This window comes from Achromobacter sp. 01N37, assembly GCF_056399725.1.
On record NZ_JBFTRX010000011.1, the window covers coordinates 128149 to 148404 of the forward strand.

16 protein-coding genes are annotated in these 20256 nt (G+C 62.5%); 11 read left to right on the forward strand and 5 right to left on the reverse strand.

The window, feature by feature from the left end; genetic code table 11:
• Positions 1–8: 8 nt before the first annotated feature.
• Positions 9–1334, reverse strand: coding sequence for an ABC transporter substrate-binding protein (locus tag AC1DSJ_RS21695; protein ID WP_054427946.1), 1326 nt, complete (start codon positions 1332–1334; stop codon positions 9–11).
• 202 nt (positions 1335–1536) lie between these two features.
• Entirely contained in the window at positions 1537–1947 is a 411-nt protein-coding gene (locus AC1DSJ_RS21700; RefSeq protein WP_175171477.1) for a FlxA-like family protein, read from the reverse strand.
• A 136-nt stretch (positions 1948–2083) separates the two neighbouring features.
• Here AC1DSJ_RS21700 and AC1DSJ_RS21705 point away from each other — a divergent pair, with 136 nt between their 5' ends.
• Positions 2084–3406, forward strand: coding sequence for a solute carrier family 23 protein (locus tag AC1DSJ_RS21705; protein ID WP_054427944.1), 1323 nt, complete (start codon positions 2084–2086; stop codon positions 3404–3406).
• 49 nt (positions 3407–3455) lie between these two features.
• Here AC1DSJ_RS21705 and AC1DSJ_RS21710 read toward each other — a convergent pair whose 3' ends face one another.
• Positions 3456–5084 (reverse strand): methyl-accepting chemotaxis protein, encoded by a 1629-nt coding sequence (locus AC1DSJ_RS21710; protein ID WP_441372122.1) that lies wholly within the window; start codon positions 5082–5084, stop codon positions 3456–3458.
• A 636-nt stretch (positions 5085–5720) separates the two neighbouring features.
• Between AC1DSJ_RS21710 and greA the strand changes: the two genes are divergently transcribed.
• Entirely contained in the window at positions 5721–6197 is a 477-nt protein-coding gene (greA, locus tag AC1DSJ_RS21715) for a transcription elongation factor GreA (protein WP_054427942.1), read from the forward strand.
• A gap of 129 nt (positions 6198–6326) precedes the next feature.
• Here greA and AC1DSJ_RS21720 read toward each other — a convergent pair whose 3' ends face one another.
• Positions 6327–6929 carry a YhbY family RNA-binding protein gene (locus AC1DSJ_RS21720; protein WP_054427941.1) on the reverse strand — a complete coding sequence of 201 codons (603 nt, stop codon included), beginning with the start codon at positions 6927–6929 and terminating at the stop codon, positions 6327–6329.
• An 18-nt stretch (positions 6930–6947) separates the two neighbouring features.
• Between AC1DSJ_RS21720 and AC1DSJ_RS21725 the strand changes: the two genes are divergently transcribed.
• From AC1DSJ_RS21725 to AC1DSJ_RS21745, 5 genes are all read left to right on the forward strand, one after another.
• The gene (locus AC1DSJ_RS21725) at positions 6948–7580 is read left to right on the forward strand and encodes an RlmE family RNA methyltransferase (RefSeq protein ID WP_006222881.1); all 633 of its coding nucleotides are present in this window, start codon (positions 6948–6950) and stop codon (positions 7578–7580) included.
• A gap of 217 nt (positions 7581–7797) precedes the next feature.
• A complete protein-coding gene (ftsH, locus tag AC1DSJ_RS21730) occupies positions 7798–9687 on the forward strand; it encodes an ATP-dependent zinc metalloprotease FtsH (RefSeq protein ID WP_054427940.1) in 1890 nt (629 codons plus the stop codon).
• 18 nt (positions 9688–9705) lie between these two features.
• The gene (folP, locus tag AC1DSJ_RS21735) at positions 9706–10551 is read left to right on the forward strand and encodes a dihydropteroate synthase (RefSeq protein WP_441372123.1); all 846 of its coding nucleotides are present in this window, start codon (positions 9706–9708) and stop codon (positions 10549–10551) included.
• On the forward strand, positions 10548–11891 hold the full coding sequence (gene glmM / locus AC1DSJ_RS21740; protein WP_054427938.1) for a phosphoglucosamine mutase: 1344 nt from the start codon (positions 10548–10550) through the stop codon (positions 11889–11891). Before folP ends, glmM begins: the two co-directional genes overlap by 4 nt.
• A 215-nt stretch (positions 11892–12106) precedes the next feature.
• A complete protein-coding gene (locus tag AC1DSJ_RS21745) occupies positions 12107–12913 on the forward strand; it encodes a GNAT family N-acetyltransferase (RefSeq protein ID WP_054427937.1) in 807 nt (268 codons plus the stop codon).
• A gap of 204 nt (positions 12914–13117) precedes the next feature.
• Here the strand turns inward: AC1DSJ_RS21745 and ppx are convergent, their stop codons facing one another.
• Positions 13118–14605, reverse strand: coding sequence for an exopolyphosphatase (ppx, locus tag AC1DSJ_RS21750; RefSeq protein ID WP_441372124.1), 1488 nt, complete (start codon positions 14603–14605; stop codon positions 13118–13120).
• Between the two features lie 222 nt (positions 14606–14827).
• Between ppx and ppk1 the strand changes: the two genes are divergently transcribed.
• The 4 genes from ppk1 to pstA all read left to right on the forward strand — a co-directional run bounded on the left by ppk1 (position 14828) and on the right by pstA (position 20243).
• Positions 14828–16903, forward strand: a complete 2076-nt coding sequence (ppk1, locus tag AC1DSJ_RS21755) for a polyphosphate kinase 1 (protein ID WP_054427935.1) — start codon at positions 14828–14830, stop codon at positions 16901–16903.
• A gap of 244 nt (positions 16904–17147) precedes the next feature.
• On the forward strand, positions 17148–18188 hold the full coding sequence (pstS, locus tag AC1DSJ_RS21760; RefSeq protein WP_054427934.1) for a phosphate ABC transporter substrate-binding protein PstS: 1041 nt from the start codon (positions 17148–17150) through the stop codon (positions 18186–18188).
• A 157-nt stretch (positions 18189–18345) separates the two neighbouring features.
• The gene (pstC, locus tag AC1DSJ_RS21765) at positions 18346–19362 is read left to right on the forward strand and encodes a phosphate ABC transporter permease subunit PstC (protein WP_035212374.1); all 1017 of its coding nucleotides are present in this window, start codon (positions 18346–18348) and stop codon (positions 19360–19362) included.
• 26 nt (positions 19363–19388) lie between these two features.
• Positions 19389–20243 carry a phosphate ABC transporter permease PstA gene (gene pstA, locus AC1DSJ_RS21770; RefSeq protein ID WP_082387318.1) on the forward strand — a complete coding sequence of 285 codons (855 nt, stop codon included), beginning with the start codon at positions 19389–19391 and terminating at the stop codon, positions 20241–20243.
• Positions 20244–20256 lie beyond the last annotated feature (13 nt).

Below are 20256 nucleotides of genomic sequence, written 5' to 3' on the forward strand. Positions count from 1 at the left end.
GTAGCGGCTTAGAGTGCCGCGGCCTGCTTGGCCAGCTTCACGGCTTCTTCGTAGTTCGCCTTGGACTTGCCGTTCCATTCGCCTTCCAGCTGCGTGATCTGCTGGTTGACGGCGGCGTCCTTCTTGTTGCCGGCGAAGATCGCCAGGAACGCCGGGTCGGCGGCCTGCTTGCCATCGACCAGCGGCGCCCACGCGAGCTTGCGCGCCTGGGCCAGCAGCTCGGCGGCTTTGCCGCTCTTGGCCTTGTCGCCCAGCTTGGCTTCGGCGTCGTAGATGGCCTTGGTGGCGGCCTGCAATTCCTTCAAGCGGAAGGTGACTGTTTGGTCATACAGCGATTGCACGACGTAGTAGCGCGTCTGCGACAGGTCGGCATTGAACTGGACCTTGCTGCGGCGGGCGATCTCGGCCGGGTCCGGGTAGCCCGGGGGAATCTTGCCGGCAAGCGCCGTGTACGGCAGCACCGGCAGACGCGAGATCTTCGGTTCCAGCAGCAATTCCTGGCCCGCCTGGCTCAACGTGAAGGCGATGAACTTCTTGCCTTCTTCCGTGTTCTTGGCGCCCTCGATCAACGCGATGTTGGCCGGCACGATGGCGGTTTCGGACGGGTAGACGAATTCCACCGGGAACTTGGAGTACTTGCTGGACAGGCCGAAGAAGTCGATGACCGGGCCCGCGCCGAACTGGCCGTTGTTGACACCGTCCGGTACGCCGAACGAACGCTCGGTCACGGCGCTGCTGTTGCCCGACATGCGCAGCAACGTGTTCCAGCCGTCATCCCAGCCTTCGCCTTGCAGAATGGTTTCCACCGTCAGGTGCATCGTGCCCGAGCGCGACGGAGACGTAATGCCCACGTGGCCAAACCATTTCGGCGACAACAGGTCTTTCCATTCCACGGGCGCGGGAATCTTGTGCGCTGCGATATAGCGCGTGTTGTAGACAATGCCGTAGCCGGCCAGCGCCTGGCCCAGGTACATGCCCGAGGGGTCATTGATGGGGTAGTTGCCGATCTTGTCCGGCACATCTTTATTCGCCACGTCGGACGACTTGGCCAGCAGCTTGTCGCGGCCCAGCACTTCGAAGGCGTCAGGGGCGCTGGCCCAGAACACTTCGGGACGTTGGCCGGCGGGCGTTTCGCGCACGTAGGCAATGCCCGACACCGTGTTCTTGTTCAGAATTTCCAGCGTGATGCCGGGATTGGCCTTCTCGAAGGCGCTCTTGTAGGCCTGGGTCAGGTCCTTGGGGAACGACGTGATGACCGTGACGGTGCCGGCCAGGGCAGGGGCCGAGCAGACGGCCAGCAGCGCTCCTGCAAGTGCTGTGCGCATTGCATGCATGGTTTGTCTCCGTAGTTTTAATTTGTCCGGAGACAGTAATGTCTGGTCTGCTACGCGTCCAATCAGAAATTTTGATGCGCATCATCATCGGGGGCGCCCGATGCTCAGGCGCCGGTGCCGATGCCCGGATGCGCGCGCACGCGCCGATGCTGGCGCCCGCTCTCGGGGCGCCCGCGTCATCGCGCTGGCCTCAGGTCGTCGCTTAGGCGCTGTTGCGTTGTGCGTCGCGCGCCTGCTGCGCCAACACCTGGGAAATCTGGTTCTGGATCTGCACGGCTTGGGTATTAAGCGCCAGCATCTGCTGCGCCTTCATTTCGTCCGACATGCCGCTGGCCTTGACCCTGGCGATCTGGTCCATGATCTGCTTGAGCTGTTTTTGCAAGGCCTTGATCTGACGGGTGTATGCGTCGTCGTTGTCGGTTTCCTCGGTGGCCTTCGCGGTATTCACCTTCGAGGCGCCCGGCGTGTTGACGCGGATCGAGCCTTCGGCGCTGACCGAGACCGCTTCGCCGCCGGCGGCCGACTTGGCTTCTTTGTTGGCCTGAATTCGTTCGGCCCACAGGTCGGCCATCGAGTTGATTCGGGAAACGCCGCTGATGGGATTGGTCGCCATGATGGCTCCGTTCGGTTATTGATCTTGGGGCTTTCCCTAGCTACGGCATTTTCGTTGCGAACTTAAGCATTGCCCCGTTTTCGTGGCCCCCTTTACACTGGCGCCCGCTCACCCCAACACCTTCTTTGGGATTCCCATGTCCAATTCCTATTTCCCGCGTTGGCGCCTGGCGGACGACGCCGAACCTGGCGTCATCATCGCGCCCGATGAACGGCTGTCCTGGCCCAAGAACGTCGCCATGGGCGCGCAGCACGTGGTTGCGATGTTCGGCTCGACCGTGCTGGCGCCCCTGCTGATGGGCTTTGACCCCAACGTCGCCATCCTGATGTCGGGGATCGGCACGCTGATCTTCTTCCTGTTCGTGGGCGGCCGCGTGCCCAGCTATCTGGGCTCCAGCTTTGCCTTCATCGGCGGCGTCATTGCCGTGACCGGGTACGCCGGGGGCGGGGCCAACGCGAACATCGGGGTGGCGCTGGGCGCCATCATCGCCTGCGGCCTGGTCTATACGCTGATCGGCGTCATCGTCTGGATCGTGAATGCGCGCGCGGGCGGCGGGGCCAACTGGATCGATACGCTGATGCCGCCCGTGGTGACGGGCGCGGTCGTCGCCGTGATCGGGCTGAACCTGGCGCCGATTGCGGCCAAGGGCGCCATGGGGGCATCGGGCTTCGATACCTTCATGGCGCTAGTCACCATCGTCTGCGTGGGCGGCATCGCCGTCTATACGAAGGGCATGGTCCAGCGGCTGTTGATCCTGGTCGGCCTGATCCTGGCCTGCGTGATCTACGCCGTGCTGGCTAACGGCATGGGGCTGGGCAAGCCGATCGACTTCTCCGGCGTGGCGGCCGCCGCCTGGATCGGGCTGCCGCATTTCGCGGCGCCTGTCTTCAAGGCGGAAGCCATGGGCCTGATCGTGCCGGTTGCGATCATCCTGGTCGCGGAAAACCTGGGCCACGTGAAGGCGGTCAGCGCCATGACCGGGCAGGACCTGGACCGTTATCTGGGCCGCGCCTTCGTCGGCGACGGCGTGGCAACGATGGTGTCGGGTGCGGTGGGCGGCACGGGCGTCACGACCTACGCCGAGAACATCGGCGTGATGGCGGTTACCCGCATTTATTCCACGCTGGTCTTCGTGGTGGCCGCGCTGATCGCCATCGTGCTGGGCTTCTCGCCCAAGTTCGGCGCGCTGATCCAGACGATTCCGGGTCCGGTCCTGGGCGGTATGTCAGTCGTGGTGTTCGGCCTGATCGCGATCGCCGGCGCCCGCATCTGGGTGGTCAACCAGGTGGACTTCAGCGACAACCGCAACCTGATCGTGGCCGCCGTGACCCTGGTGCTGGGCGCGGGCGACTTCACGATCAAGCTGGGCGATTTCATGCTGGGCGGCATCGGTACCGCCACCTTCGGCGCCATCATCCTGTACGCCTTGCTGCGCCGCCGGGCGCCGGCAGTCGTCTGATCTGACAAGCCTGCGCAGGGCCTTGCGGCCCGCGCAGGCTGGCGCCCGATCAAGACCGCGACAAGCGCGCCGAGGGTTTGGTGTGGGCTAGCGGGGATGCCACTACCGGCGTGGCGTCAATCACTTGCCCCGACTGTGTCTTGAATACGGCGGTCGCCTCGGACAAGCGGCGCGCCTGCTCCTCCATCGCGGAGGCGGCGGCTGACGCCTCTTCCACCAACGCCGCGTTCTGCTGCGTTACCTCATCCATTTGCGAGACCGCCAGGCTGACCTGATCGATGCCGCTGGCCTGTTGGGCCGAGGCGGCCGAGATCTCGCCCATGATGTCCGTCACCCGCTGCACGGACGCCACGATTTCCTGCATGGTCTGGCCCGCGGCCGCCACCTGGGCCGAGCCGGCCTGCACCGTATCCACCGACGCTTCAATCAGGGTCTTGATCTCTTTGGCGGCCTGCGCGGCGCGCTGCGCCAGATTGCGCACTTCACCCGCGACCACGGCGAAGCCCTTGCCCTGTTCCCCCGCGCGCGCGGCTTCCACGGCGGCGTTCAACGCCAGGATGTTGGTCTGGAAGGCGATGCCATCAATCACCGAGACGATGTCGGCGATTTTGCGTGAGCTGTCCGAAATGCCCTGCATGGTCGACACCACCTGGCCCACGTTGTGCCCGCCGCGCTGCGCGACGTCCATGCTGATGGCGGCCATCTGATTTGCTTGCGCGGCGTTTTCGGCGTTCTGCTTGACGGTGGCGGCCAGCTCTTCCATCGTGGCGGCGGTTTCTTCCAAAGCGGCGGCCTGCTGCTCGGTGCGGGTGGACAGGTTGGCGTTGCCTGCGGCGATTTCCGCCGCGCCCACGTTGATCTCTTCTACCCCCTGGCGCACGGTGGTCACCGTGCGGGTCAGGCCTTCCTGCATCCGCTTGAGTGACGCAAACAGCGCGCCGATCTCATTGTTGGAGCGGCTGTCGACCCGTTGGGTCAGGTCGCCTGCGGCGATACGGTCAAAGTGCCGGCCCGCCTCTTGCAAGGGCAGCAGCACGCCGCGCCGGATGAAGGTCCAGCACAGGGCGGTCAACAACAGGGCGGCGGTCAGCAGGGCGATGGATGAAATTCGTGCATTCGAATAAGTGGCTTGTGAACTGGCCAGCACGCCGTCGCTGCGCTCCTGCACGCGGGCCAGGAACGTCTTCATGTCACGCACGAAGTTCACATCGGCCTGGCGCGTCCGGCCCACATCCTGCTGGTACTTGGCCGCGGAACGTTCCTTGATGGCGGCGCTTAGCGTGTCCAGCAGCGCGGCGTATTCCGTGAAGCGGTCTTGCAGCGTCAGCGCCAGCGCCTGGCCGCGTTCGCTCTTGGGCACCTCCATGTAGCGGGTGAATCGTTCACGCGCCTGCGCCAGTTCGGCGGCGGCCTCCTGCTCGGCCGTGCGGGTCTGCTCGGCGTTGCTGGCCAGCATGCCCGCCAGCGCGTCGTCCAGCGCCAGCCGAGTGCGCAGCAAGGCGCCATTGGCCTCATACAACGGGTCAACCTGGTGAACGGCCACCGTGTTCAGATCTTCGATTTCGCGGACGCTGTGTCCCGCATTCAGCCAGCTCAATCCGCAAGCCAGTCCCAGCGCAACGACGAAGCAGGCCAGCACCAGCAGCATGCCTGTACGGACTTTCATTTTTTCCAGCATGAGAGCTCCTCAGTCTAGAACGCGGCTCTGCACGCGGTGACAGGGCAGCCCGTCACGCGGCGCGCAGCGACGAACGTCGGACCGGATGGCAGCGATGCGTTCGTCTGAACATGCACATCACGCACAATCGATATCGCGGCGGCTTCTGCCGCGATGCCCGCACTTGAAATAAGGAGATACGCCGGGGACTACAGGCTGGTATCTAATTGTTATTAATCCTGCTTGTTTTCGGTTATACCGTTTTTGTTGATTTTCCTGCGCCCAAAATTTTTAAATTTCGCCATCAAGGGCTAAAAACTATCCTTAAGTATCTTTTGCGCAACGTGTGCAGGGGCGGTTGGGTCGCGATCGCCCGCAAATTTAAGGATTGTTGAGGAAATGCCCGGTTTTAGCGGGTTACAGCGGTGAATTGCGCCGAAAACCGCGTTTTTTCCAGCGGCTTGCAATTCCGGTGGACTTTGCCCACAATATGACTTTGATTGCCCCGGTTCCGACCCGAGCCGGGGTTTTGTTTTGGTCGTCCGCGCCGCTCGTCTCGCTTTAAAAAAGCCCCAGACGCCATGCGCGCGCCAGGGTAACGACCTTCACCGAGAACGCTCCGTCGGGGCGTTTTTCTACTTTTGTTTGGGAAACGACATGTCTGCCATTCCTTTGACCGTGCGCGGGGCCGAGCGCTTGCAAGAAGAGCTCCAACGGCTGAAAACCGTGGAACGTCCTGCCGTGATTAACGCCATTGCTGAGGCGCGTGCGCAGGGTGATCTGTCGGAAAACGCCGAATATGACGCCGCTCGCGAGCGCCAAGGCTTTATCGAAGGCCGGATTGCCGAACTTGAAGGCACGCTTTCCAATGCTCACCTGATCGACCCGACGTCGCTCGACGCCGAAGGCCGCGCCGTGTTTGGCGCCACCGTCGACATCGAAGACCTGGATTCCGGCGACCGCGTGACTTACCAGATCGTTGGCGACGTCGAAGCCGACATCAAGTCCAACTTGATCTCTGTGTCCAGCCCTGTGGCGCGCGCACTGATCGGCAAGAGCGAAGGCGATGTTGTCGAGGTCAAGGCCCCGGCAGGCGTTCGCGAGTATGAAGTTCTGGGCGTGCGTTACATCTGACGCATCCGCCCAAGCGGTAAATTGTCAAAACGCCATAGCCCGAACCCTGCGTTCGTCTGATTTCCGCGGTACATTCGCGGATCGCTATGGTGAACCGGGCGCGTAGAGCGCCCGTTTTTGTGCCTGGCCTTACTTTTTCGTGGTCTTGCGGCTGGTGCCGCTGCGAGCACCGGCTCGCAAGCTCAGTGCACTGCCCGCGCGGCGGGGAATGCCGTGGCCGCTGACGGTAGCGCGCTTGTTGCTGGGACGCATGGGCTTGCCGTTCTTGTTCAGCTGGTCCTGGGGCACGAAGCGCGTTTTGGCGGCTTTGGGCTCTTCGGTCTCGCTGCGGCGGGGGCGCTTGGCAAGCGTCTTGCCTTCGGCGGCAATCTTCTTGGGCGTGTACGGCTCGGAGGCACGGCGCTTGGCAGGAGCTTCGGGCTCCATGGCGGCCAGCGCGGCGGGCTTGACGTTGCCAGCCAGCGGGCGGAAAAGAATCAGGGTCTTGCCCAGGTGATGCACCGCGGCGCAGGACAAAGTGTCGCAAATCGTCGACAACATGGTCTCGCGGGCCTCGCGGTCATCGCCGCCGGCGCGTACCTTGATCAAGCCGTGCGAAGTCAGTGCCAGGTCAATTTCCTTAAGCACGGCTTCGGTCAGGCCATTGTCGCCAATCAGGACGACGGGGCGCAGAGGGTGAGCGGCGGAGCGAAGGTCGCTGCGCTCACGAGAGGTAAGTTCTAATATAGGCATGCGTGGAATTGTACGGTAATGGCCAAGAATAAATTCTCTAAAGACTGGATTCACCAGCACATCAACGATCCCTATGTGAAGCTGGCGCAACAGAAGGGCTATCGGGCCCGGGGCGCTTTCAAGCTGATCGAGCTTTTGGACAACGAAAAGTTGCTCCGCCGGGGAGACCTGGTCGTCGATCTGGGTTCGTCGCCCGGCAGTTGGTCCCAAGTGGTGCGAGAGCGCCTGACGGGGCCGGGCGGCATCGTGGACGGACGTATTATTGCGTTGGACATGCTTCCCATGGAACCCATTGCGGGCGTGGAATTCATCCAGGGCGATTTCCGCGAAGACGAAGTTCTGAAACAATTGGAAGACATGGTCGGATCGCATGCCGTGGACCTTGTTATTTCAGACATGGCCCCCAACTTGTCAGGCGTGGGTATTGCCGACGCCGCGCGCATCCAGCATGTGTGTGACCTGGCGATGGAATTTTCCCGCGCTCACCTCAAGCCCGACGGCGTGCTGATCGTCAAGGCTTTCCACGGCAGCGGTTTTTCGCAGATCGTGCAAAGCTTCAAGCAGCACTTCAAGCGGGTGGTCGAGCGCAAGCCGAAGGCATCAAGGGCAAAGTCCTCTGAAACCTTTCTGGTTGCCCGCGATCTCAAGTAACCCCGGGCCGGGGCATGTGGCTCCGGAATCCCGAAGAACTTACCTGCTTGCCGAGACAACGACCACCATAACGAAGAATCAGACGTAACTACACGGACCCCAGGGGCCCCAGGACGCAATCGGGTCCAACAGGGTAGAATGGGCTATTGACATACTTGTGACTGTGCCATATGCGGGTGCGCGGTCGCCGGTCGGAATCGAAAGCAGGAGATCGACCTTGAATAATTCATTTTCGAAAGTCGCTGTCTGGATGGTGATAGCCCTTGTGCTGTTCACCGTCTTCAAACAGTTCGACGGACGCGCTCAGACCCAGGACGGCGTGACCTACACGCAGTTCATGGACGACGCCAAGGCGGGACGTATCCGCAAGGTCGACGTTCAGGGCGATGTGCTGTACGTCACCCCGGACGCGGGCCGCGCCTACACGCTGACTTCGCCCGGCGACCTCTGGATGGTCTCCGATCTGCTGAAGTACGGCGTGCAGGTGTCGGGCAAGCCGCGCGAAGAGCAATCGCTGCTGATGAGCATCTTCGTGTCGTGGTTCCCCATGCTGCTGCTGATTGGCGTCTGGGTATTCTTCATGCGACAGATGCAGGGCGGTGGCAGAGGCGGGGCGTTCAGCTTCGGCAAATCTCGCGCCCGCATGCTCGACGAAAACACCAATCAGATCACGTTCGCTGACGTTGCCGGCTGCGATGAAGCCAAGGAAGACGTCCAGGAACTGGTCGACTTCCTGCGCGACCCCAGCAAGTTCCAGAAGCTTGGCGGCCGCATTCCCCGTGGCGTGCTGATGGTGGGCTCGCCCGGTACCGGTAAAACGCTGCTGGCCAAGGCCATCGCCGGCGAAGCCAAGGTTCCGTTCTTCAGCATTTCCGGTTCGGACTTCGTTGAAATGTTCGTCGGCGTGGGCGCTGCGCGCGTCCGCGACATGTTCGAGAACGCCAAGAAGCACGCTCCCTGCATCATCTTCATCGACGAAATCGATGCGGTGGGCCGTCAGCGTGGCGCCGGCCTGGGTGGCGGCAACGACGAACGCGAACAAACGCTGAACCAGATGCTGGTTGAGATGGACGGTTTCGAATCCGGCCAGGGCGTTATCGTCATCGCCGCAACCAACCGCCCCGACGTGCTGGACCCGGCGCTGCTGCGTCCCGGCCGTTTCGACCGTCAAGTGGTTGTGCCGCTGCCCGATATCCGTGGCCGCGAGCAGATCCTGAAGGTCCATATGCGCAAGGTTCCGCTGTCGCCTAACGTCGACGCGACCATCCTCGCGCGCGGTTGCCCGGGCTTCTCGGGTGCCGACCTGGCCAACCTGGTCAACGAGGCCGCTTTGTTCGCCGCTCGCCGTAATGGCCGCACGGTGGATATGTCTGACTTCGAAAAGGCCAAGGACAAGATCATCATGGGCGCCGAGCGCCGCTCGATCGTCATGCCTGAAGAGGAACGCAAGAACACCGCGTACCACGAGTCCGGCCACGCGATCGTTGCCCGCCTGTTGCCCAAGACCGATCCGGTTCACAAGGTCACCATCATCCCGCGCGGCCGTGCGCTGGGCGTGACGATGCAGTTGCCTGAAACCGACCGCTACAGCATGGACAAGGGCCGCTTGCTGTCCACCATCGCCGTGCTGTTCGGTGGCCGTATCGCCGAAGAACTGTTCATGGACCAGATGACGACGGGCGCCTCGAATGACTTCGAACGCGCCACAGCCATCGCCCGCGACATCGTCACGCGCTACGGCATGACCGACGAACTGGGCCCGATGGTCTACGCCGAGAACGAAGGCGAAGTGTTCCTGGGCCGCAGCGTCACCAAGACGACTCACATGTCGGAAGCCACCATGCAAAAGGTGGACACCGAGATCCGCCGCATCATCGACGAGCAGTACAGCGTCGCGCGCAAGATCCTGGAAGACAACCGTGACAAGGTCGAAGTGATGACCTCGGCGCTGCTGGAATGGGAAACCATTGACGCAGACCAGATCAACGACATCATCGAGGGCCGTCCTCCGCGTCCCCCGAAAACGCCGCAAGGTCCGTCGGATTCGACGGACACGCCGCCCAGCACGGGTTTGGCGGCTGGCGGCAGCACGGCTGCAGCAGTCTGAGGTTCTTTGTCCTGAGTTATGGCAAATAACTTTCTTTGCGGGCGCTTCGAGTTTGATCTCGAGCGCCCGCTTGTCATGGGTATCGTCAATGTCACGCCGGATTCTTTTTCCGACGGTGGCCAGCACGACGATACGGATTCCGCAGTGGCGCATGCGCGCCAACTGATCGCAGAAGGCGCGCAGATTCTGGATCTGGGCGGCGAGTCCACGCGCCCTGGCGCTGATCCGGTGTCGGTGGCCGATGAACTCGACCGGCTGTTGCCCGTGATCGAAGCCCTGCGCGATTGCGGTGTGCCGCTGTCTATCGACACTTTCAAACCCGAAGTGATGCGCGCCACGCTGGATGCGGGCGCGGACATGATCAACGACATTTATGGCTTCCGTCAGCCCGGCGCTATCGAAGCGGTGGCGCAGTCGCGCTGCGGGCTGTGCGTGATGCACATGAAGGGCGAGCCTCGCACCATGCAGGCCTCCCCCCCCGAATACACCGACCTGCTCGGTGAAATCGGACTCTTCCTAGGTTCGCGCGCGCAGAAGTTGCGTGCCGCCTGGGTCGACCCCCGCCGTATCGTGCTGGACCCGGGCTTCGGCTTTGGCAAGACGGCGGACCAGAACTTTCAATTACTGCGCCGGCTGTCCAGCCTGCGCAGCACAGGTTATCCATTGCTGATCGGCCTGTCGCGCAAGAACATGATTGGCCAGGCCACCGGCCGGCCGGTTGGCGACAGGCTGCCCGGCAGCATTGCCGCGGCGCTTGCCTGTGTGTCTCGTGGGGCTTCCATCGTGCGTGTGCACGATGTTGCCGCCACCGTGGATGCGCTTAAGGTATGGCATGCGGCTGAACAAGGAGCAATCAGTTCATGATTCGACGCAAGTATTTTGGTACCGATGGCGTACGTGGCGAAGTGGGCGGTCCGGTGATCAACGCCGAATTCGCCTTGCGCCTGGGCTATGCGGCGGGCCGCGTCCTGGCGCGTGAGCACGCCGCGCGCGGTGGCAGCCGCCCGCAAGTCGTCATCGGTAAAGACACCCGCATTTCGGGCTACATGTTGGAATCCGCCTTGGAAGCCGGCTTGTCGGCGGCGGGCATCGATGTGTTGCTGGCCGGCCCCATCCCGACGCCAGCCGTCGCCTACCTGACGCGCGCACTGCGCCTGGTGGCGGGCATCGTCATCAGCGCCTCGCACAATCCTTATCAGGACAACGGCATCAAGTTCTTCTCGGCGCAGGGCATGAAGCTGCCCGATGAGATCGAAGCCGACATCGAGGCCGCCCTGGACGAACCGCTGGGCTGCGTCAGCTCCGAAGGCCTGGGGCGCGCGCGCCGCATGTCGGACTCGCAAGGCCGCTACATCGAATTCTGCAAGAGCACGTTCCCCAACGATCTGGACCTGAACGGGATGACGATCGTGGTGGATGCGGCGCACGGCGCGGCCTACAACATCGCCCCGCACGTGTTCCGCGAGCTGGGCGCCGAAGTGCATGCCATCGGCGTGCACCCGGACGGCTTCAACATCAACAAGGGTGTAGGCGCGTTGCACCCTGAGATGCTGGCCAAGGAAGTGAAGGCGCGCGGCGCGCAACTGGGCATCGCATTGGACGGCGACGCCGACCGCCTGCAAGTGGTGGATGGCGACGGCCGTATCTACAACGGCGACGAACTGCTGTACGCCATCGTCCGCGAGCGCATGCAGCGCGGCAAGGTCGACGGGGTTGTCGGCACGCTGATGACCAACTTTGGTTTCGAACGTGAAATGACCCGTTTGGGCGTCGGCTTTGAGCGCGCCAACGTGGGCGACCGCTACGTGCTGGAGCAAATGCAATCGCGCGGCTGGCAGTATGGCGGCGAAAGCTCCGGCCACCTGCTGTGCCTGGATTGCCACTCCACGGGCGATGGCATCATCGCCGCCCTGCAGGTGCTGACGGCCCTGCGCCGCAACGGCACGACGATGGCAGAGTGGGTCAGCGACCTGCGCATGTACCCGCAGAAGATGATCAACGTGCCGCTGGCCCCGGGCCAGGACTGGAAAACCCACGCCGGTTTGACCGCCGCGCGCCAGGCCGTCGAAGCCGAGCTTAACGGCCGTGGCCGCATTCTGATCCGCGCCTCGGGCACGGAACCGAAGCTGCGCCTGATGGTCGAAGCGGAAGATGAAGCCCTTGCCGTTTCCAGCGCCGAGAAGCTTGCCGCCAGCTTGGCGTAAGCACCCCAGGCCTTTTGAATTGAAAGCCACTCACCGCGTTGCGGTGGGTGGCTTTTCTGCATTGTGACGCAGTATTTAATTGTAAAGTTTTGTCGAGATTTGCCTAAAGTTGATCTATCTCCCCCGAACTAAACTTCATAGTCACGTAACATATCTGTCAAGTCTTTGACATACAGGGCGTCCACACTGACTGGACTCTCTAGGAGCTTCGCGCAATGCTGGAACTAGCACGCATTAACCCCAGTCGTAATCCCGCTGAACCATGGCCGGGCGTCGCCCCGAAGGTGCTGGCGGTCGGCCTGGCGCGCACGGCGGAAGAAATCGAGCAGATTCAACGTCTGCGCTACGACGTCTTCACTGAAGATATGGGCGTGGTCTTTCCCAACGCCCAAGATGGAATCGAACACGATCGCTTCGATCCCTTCTGCGAACATCTGATGGTTCGCGAAATGGACACCGGCCGCGTGGTCGGCACCTACCGCATCCTGACCCCTGAAAAGGCGCGGGAAGCCGGCGGCTATTACTCGCAGTCTGAATTCGATCTTTCCGGTCTGGGTTCAATCCGCGACGAACTCGTCGAAGTCGGCCGCTCTTGTACGCACAGCGACTACCGCAACGGCGCCGTCATCATGTTGTTGTGGTCCGGCCTGGCGGAATACCTGCGTCGCGGCGGCTACGAATACGTGCTGGGCTGCGCCAGCGTGAGCCTGCGTGACGATGGCGTCACTGCCGCTGAAGTCTGGCGCACGATCTCCAAGCAGCTGCCGCAAGACGGCGAGCCCCAGGTCAAACCGCTGCATCGCTATCCGGTAGAAAAGCTGAACAGCACGCTGCCAGCGCGCGTGCCGCCGCTGATCAAGGGTTATCTGAAGCTGGGCGCCAAAGTGTGTGGCGAACCCGCCTGGGACCCGGATTTCAACGCCGCTGACTTCCCGGTGCTGCTGAAGATGGAGCGCATGGACGAGCGCTACCGCCGTCACTTCGGCCTGGACCAACCGGCCGCTTTGAACGGCCAGCGCTGATCATCATGCGCCGCCTGATCCGCCGTATGAAGATCAGATTGATACGGCGGGCCACGCGGCCCTTGCGCATGGAGCTCAAGCAGCTCCATCGCGAGACAGATTTGTCGCCGTTCTGAGTCGATTCTGCTGGCACAGTAAAACGGGCGATGGCATTGCTGCCATCGCCCGTTTTTTCGTCCGCGCGCGCTCATCCGCGCGCTGGCGTCAGTACTCAAGCAGTTCGAACGAGAAACCTACCTTGTTCCATTCCGCTTCTTCCGCGCGCAGCGTGAAGTCGCTAAGCGGATGTTGCGCCAGCCATTCGCGGTTGACGCGCACGACGATGGAGTTATCGCGCACGGATGCCGTCAACGGCAGCGGTTCGATTTCACCGCGGCGGCGGAACAGCAGCACCGCCAGACGCAGGCTCAGGATGGCCTTCCATTGCGGACGCGTGCGGATCAGGGGTTCCAGCTTGGTCAGCTTGCCTTGGTGGCCCAGCGCCAGCAGGGCCAGCAGTTGCTGGTCGGCCCGCGAGAAGCCCGGCATGTCGGCGTTTTCCAGCACGTAGGCCGTGTGCTTGTGATACGCGTTGTGGGCAATCGACAAACCCACTTCGTGCAGGTCGGCCGCCCAGCCCAGCGCGGGGCGGAGTTCGGCGCGTTCGGGGCCTTCGGGGAACATGGCGTCAAACAACGTCAGCGCGGCGTGGCGCACGCGGCGAGCCTGGTTCAGGTCGACGTGATAGCGCTTCATGAACTGGCGTACCGATTCGTCGCGCTTGTCGTGTTCGTCGTCGCGGCCCAGCAGGTCGTACAGCACGCCCAGGCGCAACGCGCCGTCGCCGGTGTGCATGACTTCAATGCCCAACTCATCGAACAACGCGCTCATGATGGCGAGCCCGCCGGGCAGCACGTCGGAGCGTTCGATTTTGATGCCGGGCAGCTCGGACGGAATGACGCGGCCCGAACGCACGATGCGGTCTTTCAGCTTGGCCAGGCCAGCGCGCGTGATGCCGCGGTCCGAGAACCGGCTTTCGGTCAGAATCGCAAACAACGCCTTGGCGGTGCCGGACGAGCCGTAGGCTTCCTTCCAGCCCATCTTGCGGTACTGCTTGGCGATGACTTCGATTTCGCGGCGCGCGGCCAGTTCGGCCTGCTTCATCTGGTGCGCATCCACAACGCCGCCCGAGAAGAACTGGCGGCTGTAGCTGACGCAACCCATGTACAGCGACGACATCAGCCCGGGCTCGTGGCCCTTGCCGATGATGACTTCGGTGGACCCGCCGCCGATGTCGATCACCAGCCGCTTGTTCGGCGACGGGGGCAGGGTATGGACCACGCCCGAGAAGATCAGGCGGGCTTCTTCGCGGCCGGCGATGACTTCAATGGGAAAGCCCAACGCGGCTTCGGCGCGCGGCAGAAAGTCTTTCGTGTTGCGGGCGACCCGGAACGTGTTGGTGGCGACCGCGCGAACCCGGTTGGGGTGGAAGCTGCGCAGGCGGTCGCCAAAGCGCTCCAGGACGGCGATGGCGCGCTCGATGGCGTCATCGCCAAGGCGTTTCTCGGCGTCCAGGCCGGCGGCAAGCCGGACGGTTTCCTTGAGACGATCAATCTGATAGATCTGGGGCGTACCGTCCTGTTGAACGATGCGTCCGATGGAGAGGCGGAAGCTGTTGGACCCGAGGTCCACCGCGGCCAGAAGTTGATCCATGCGGCTCGTGATATTGGCTTAGAGGTGGCCTGATTATAGAGACCCCATATGACAGTGCCCCCAGCTACGGGTTTTCGCTTATGGAACAGGGGCTTGGCGGCATATCGCGGGTGCGCCATATGTCCCGATTTAGGCGTACGCTATGGTTTTGGCGCGGTGTCATAGAACCGTCACTCTTTTGCAGTAAAACTCCACGCTCCCTCCCTACGTATGGAATCCGGTATGCCCACACGCCCGCCTGGCGAGCCCTTGCTCATGAATCGCGAGTTGTCGCTGCTTAAGTTCAACGATCGTGTGCTGGCGATGGCGGAAAATCCGAAGACGCCCCTGCTGGAGCGGCTGCGTTACGTGTGCATTGTGAGCTCGAACCTGGATGAATTTTTTGAAATCCGGATCTCCAGCCTGAAAGAGCAGCAGCGCCAGTCGCCGAACCTGGTCGGCCCCGACGGGATGACGCCGGACCAGGCGTTTGAAAACGTTCAGCAGGCGGTGCATGCGCTGGTCGCCCGCCAGTACAACCTGCTGAATGACGAAATTCTGCCGGCCATGCAGACCGAGGGCATCACCCTGCATCACGCATCGGAATGGAACGCCGAGCAGCAAGAGTGGGCGCGTGATGTCTTCAACCGCGATGTGATGCCGCTGCTGACGCCCATCGGGCTGGACCCGGCGCACCCGTTTCCCCGCGTCTACAACAAGAGCCTGAATTTCATTGTGTCGCTGGCCGGGGCCGACGCCTTTGGCCGGCAGGCGTCGATCGCCGTGGTGCAGGCGCCGCGCGCCTTGCCCCGCCTGATCAAGATGCCGCCGGAACTGTCCGGCCATCCCGAAGGCTTCATCCTGCTGACCTCACTCTTGCGCGCCTTTGTGGGCGAGCTGTTCCCGGGGCTGGAGATGCTGGGGTGCTACCAGTGGCGCGTCACGCGCAACAGCGATCTGTTCGTGGACGAGGAAGAAGTCACCAATCTGCGTCACGCGCTGCAAGGCGAGTTGTCGCAACGCAACTTCGGTGCGGCGGTGCGCTTGGAGATCGACAAGCTCACGCCCGTCGAACTGGAAACCTTCTTGCAGCGCGAGTTCTCGCTGAAGGCCGAGGACACGTACCGCGTGCCAGGGCCGGTAAACCTGTCGCGCCTGATGCAGCTGTGCAATTCCGATTTGCGGCCCGATCTGCTGTTCCCGGACTATCGCGCGCCCGTGCCGGCGCCGTTTGACCGCATCGGCGACAAGCCGCATGAGTTGTTCGAAGCCGTCGCCCAGCAAGACCGTCTGCTGCACCATCCGTACCAGTCGTTTCAGCCCGTCATCGATTTCCTGACCGCGGCCGCGCTCGACCCCGATGTGATGGCCATCAAGCAGACCATCTACCGCACCGGCGAAGATTCCGAGCTGATGAAAATCTTGCTGGCCGCAGCCCGCGCCGGCAAGGAAGTCACGGTGGTGGTGGAGCTGATGGCGCGCTTTGACGAGCAGACCAACATCAACTGGGCATCCAAGCTGGAAGAGGTGGGGGCGCATGTGGTGTACGGCGTCGTGGCGCACAAGACGCACGCCAAGATGGCGGTGGTGCTGCGCCGTGAAAAAGGCCGTCTGCGCCGCTATGCCCACTTGGGCACGGGCAATTACCACCCGCGTACCGCACGGCTTTACACCGACTTTGGTTTGCTGACCGCTGACCCGAAGTTGTGCGAAGACATGGACAAGGTGTTTGCGCAGCTGACCGGGCTGGGTGCGCGCCGTTCGCTGAAAGCGTTGATGCAGTCGCCCTTCACCATGCATGACGGCATGGTGGCGCTGATCCGTGCCGAAGCGCGCGCGGCCAAGGCGGGCAAGCGCTCGCGCATCATGGCCAAGATGAATTCGTTGCTGGAAGAGCAGGTCATCGAAGAGCTCTACAAAGCCAGCCAGGCGGGCGTGAAGATCGACCTGATCGTGCGCGGCGTATGTGCGTTGCGCGCGGGCGTGCCGGGCCTGTCCGAGAACATCCGGGTGCGCTCCATCGTGGGCCGCTTCCTGGAACATTCGCGCGTCTTCTATTTCTTCGCCGAGGGCGAGGAAACCGTGTACTTGTCGTCGGCTGACTGGATGGACCGCAACTTCTTCCGCCGCGTGGAAATTGCCTTCCCCATCTACGACAAGACGTTGAAAAAGCGTGTCATCGACGAGGCGTTCACCTACGCCCTGCGTGATAACCAACTGGCATGGCAGCAGCAACCCGATGGCGATTACGCCCGCGTCAAAAGCCGTCGCGAGCCATTCAACGTGCATCTGTACCTGATGGAGAAGCTGGGCGTGTAACGGCGGCGGTGGTCACACGCGGTCTGTCACACAACGACGCGTCCCCGAATTTCGCGGCCGCCCTGGTTTTCCAGGGCGGCCGCGGTGTTTTCAGGGGAAGTGCAGGGCGGAAACGGTGTCGTATGAAGCGTATGTGACTGTCACTATCTTGTCACGTTGGGCTTCTAAGATGCGAGGGTCGCTGAAAGACAGGCACTAGAAAAAGCCTGACTAGACTCCTCCAACGAGCACAGAAGGAACCCTGATGTTCAAACGTGTCTTCAAACAAGTTTCCCTGGGCGTCGCGCTGAGCGCCGCCGTGTTTGCCGTCCAGGCCGCCGATGTGACCGGCGCCGGCGCATCGTTCCCGTACCCGGTCTACGCCAAGTGGGCGTCGGACTACAAGGCAGCCACCAACAACGCGGTCAACTACCAGTCGATCGGTTCGGGCGGCGGCCAGCAACAAATCATCGCCAAGACCGTCGATTTCGGCGCCTCGGACGATCCCATGAAGGCCGCTGACCTGGAAAAGAACGGTCTGCTGCAATTCCCGGCTGTTATCGGTGGCACCGTGGCCGTCGTTAACGTTGACGGCGTCGAGCCGGGCAAGCTGAAGCTGTCGGGCCCCGTGCTGGCCGACATCTTCCTGGGCAAGATCAAGAAGTGGGACGACAACGCCATCAAGGCGCTGAACCCCGACGTCAAGCTGCCGTCTGCCGACATCATCGTCGTGCACCGTTCGGACGGCTCGGGCACCACCTTCGGCTGGACCAACTACCTGTCCAAGGTGTCGGCTGACTGGAAGTCGCAAGTGGGTGAAGGCAAGGCCGTCAAGTGGCCCGTGGGTCAAGGCGGCAAGGGCAACGAAGGCGTCGCCGCCTACGTTGGCCAGCTGAAGAACTCCATCGGCTACGTGGAATACGCCTACGCCAAGCAAAACAAGCTGGCCTGGACGCAGCTGAAGAACAAGGAAGGCAAGTTTGTTCAGCCGGAACAAAAGGCCTTCGCTGCTGCCGCTGCCAACGCCGACTGGAAGAGCGCGCCGGGTATGGGCGTGGTCCTGACCGACGAGCCGGGCGCCGATTCGTGGCCCGTCACCGCCGCCACCTTCATCCTGATCCACAAGTCGCAAGACAAGCCGGCTCAGGGCAAGGCTGTGCTGGAGTTCTTTGACTGGGCGTTCAAGAACGGCGCCAAGTCGGCTGAAGCGATGGACTACGTGCCGTTGCCGGAAGCCGTCACCAAGGAAATTCGCGCTGCTTGGGGCGAAGTGAAGGCTGCCGACGGCAAGGCCGTCTGGAAGTAAAGGGGTGTGGCGCGCTGGGGCCTGGCAGGTATGCAGAAACCCCGCGCGCCCAACCCATCAAGCCACCGCCCCTTGAATTCCGCGAACGGAAGGACAGGGGCGGTGCGCTGCAAGACCCTCGATGTTTTCCCCCAGGTTCTCTAAGGAAAGTCCATCCATGAGCGCGGTAATGGATAATAGTGTGCCGCTTTCGCCCAGCGTGGCGGACTCCGTGACTACCGGCACGCCTTCGCCTATGAAGCAAAATAAAAACGCGCTGATGGATGCGCTATTCAAGAATCTGACCCGCCTGTTCGCCTTCCTGGTGTTCATTTTGCTGGCGGCGATTCTGGTATCCCTGATCTACGGCAGCCGCGAGTCGCTGGCCAAATACGGCTTGTCGTTCCTGTGGCTGAACGACTGGGACCCGGTCAATCAGAACTACGGCGCGGTGGTGCCCATCATTGGCACCCTGCTGACGTCGGCCATCGCCCTCATCATCGCCGTGCCCGTCTCGTTCGGCATCGCCATCTTCCTGACCGAGCTGTCGCCGACCTGGCTGCGCCGCCCGTTGGGCACGGCCGTTGAAATGCTGGCCGCCATTCCGTCCATCATCTACGGCATGTGGGGCCTGTTCGTCTTCGTGCCGGTGTTCCAGCAGTATGTGCAACCGTTCCTGATCGCCACCTTGGGCAGCGTGCCTGTCATTGGCGGCATCTTCGCGGGTCCGCCGTTCGGCATCGGCATCTTCACGGCCGGCCTGATCCTGTCGATCATGATCATCCCGTTCATCGCCGCAGTGATGCGCGACGTGTTCGAACTGGTGCCGGCGATGCTGAAGGAATCGGCCTACGGCCTGGGCAGCACGACCTGGGAAGTGATGTGGCGCGTGGTGCTGCCCTTCACGAAGTCTGGCGTCATCGGCGGCATCATGCTGGGCCTGGGGCGCGCCCTGGGCGAGACGATGGCAGTCACCTTCGTGATCGGCAACGCCTTCAAGTGGTCCGGTTCGCTGTTCTCGCCGGGCAACTCGATCGCCTCGGCGCTGGCCAACGAATTCAATGAAGCGGGCGGCATTCAGAAGTCGGCGTTGCTGGAGCTGGGGTTGATCCTGTTCCTGATCACGACGATCGTGCTGGCGCTGGCCAAAGTGCTGCTGGTTCGCCTGTCTGCTGGCGAAGGCAAGAAGACCTGACGCGCCGCGAGCACAAGGAAAAGATCATGGCTGTCTCCGTACTCAATATGCAGAATGGCGTTTACCGCCGCCGCCGCATCCTCAACCGCATCATGCTGACGGTGTCGCTGGGCACGCTGGCGTTCGGCTTGTTCTGGCTGTTCTGGATCATCCTGACCCTGCTGACCAAGGGCGCGCCCGCGCTGTCCTACACGCTGTTCACCGAGATCACGCCGCCCCCGGGTCAAACCGGCGGCCTGATCAACGCAATTTTCGGCAGCGTGGTGATGGCGGGCGTGGGCACGCTGATCGGCACGCCGGTCGGTATTCTGGCTGGCACCTACCTGGCTGAATATGGCCAGCGCGGCTGGCTGGCGCCGGCCACGCGCTTCCTGAACGATGTGTTGCTGTCCGCACCGTCCATCATCATCGGCCTGTTCATCTACGCCGTGTACGTGGCGCAGGTGGGCCATTACTCGGGCTGGGCGGGCGCGCTGGCGCTGTCCATCCTGGTGATACCGGTGGTGGTGCGCACGACCGACAACATGCTGCTGCTGGTGCCCAACAGCTTGCGTGAAGCGGCTGCGGCGCTGGGTTGCCCCAAGTGGCGCATGATCACGCTGGTGTGCTATCGCGCCGCCAAGACCGGCATCATCACCGGCGTGCTGCTGGCCATTGCCCGGATCTCGGGCGAGACCGCGCCGCTGCTGTTCACCGCGCTGTCCAACCAGTTCATGTCGTTCAACATGAACGCGCCGATGGCCAACCTGCCAGTCGTCATCTACCAATACGCCGCCAGCCCCTTCAAGGACTGGAACGACCTGGCCTGGGCCGGGGCTACGCTGATTACGTTGCTGGTGCTGGGCATCAACATCATTGCCCGCAACATGTTCCGCAAGTAAAGATCGCTTTGCC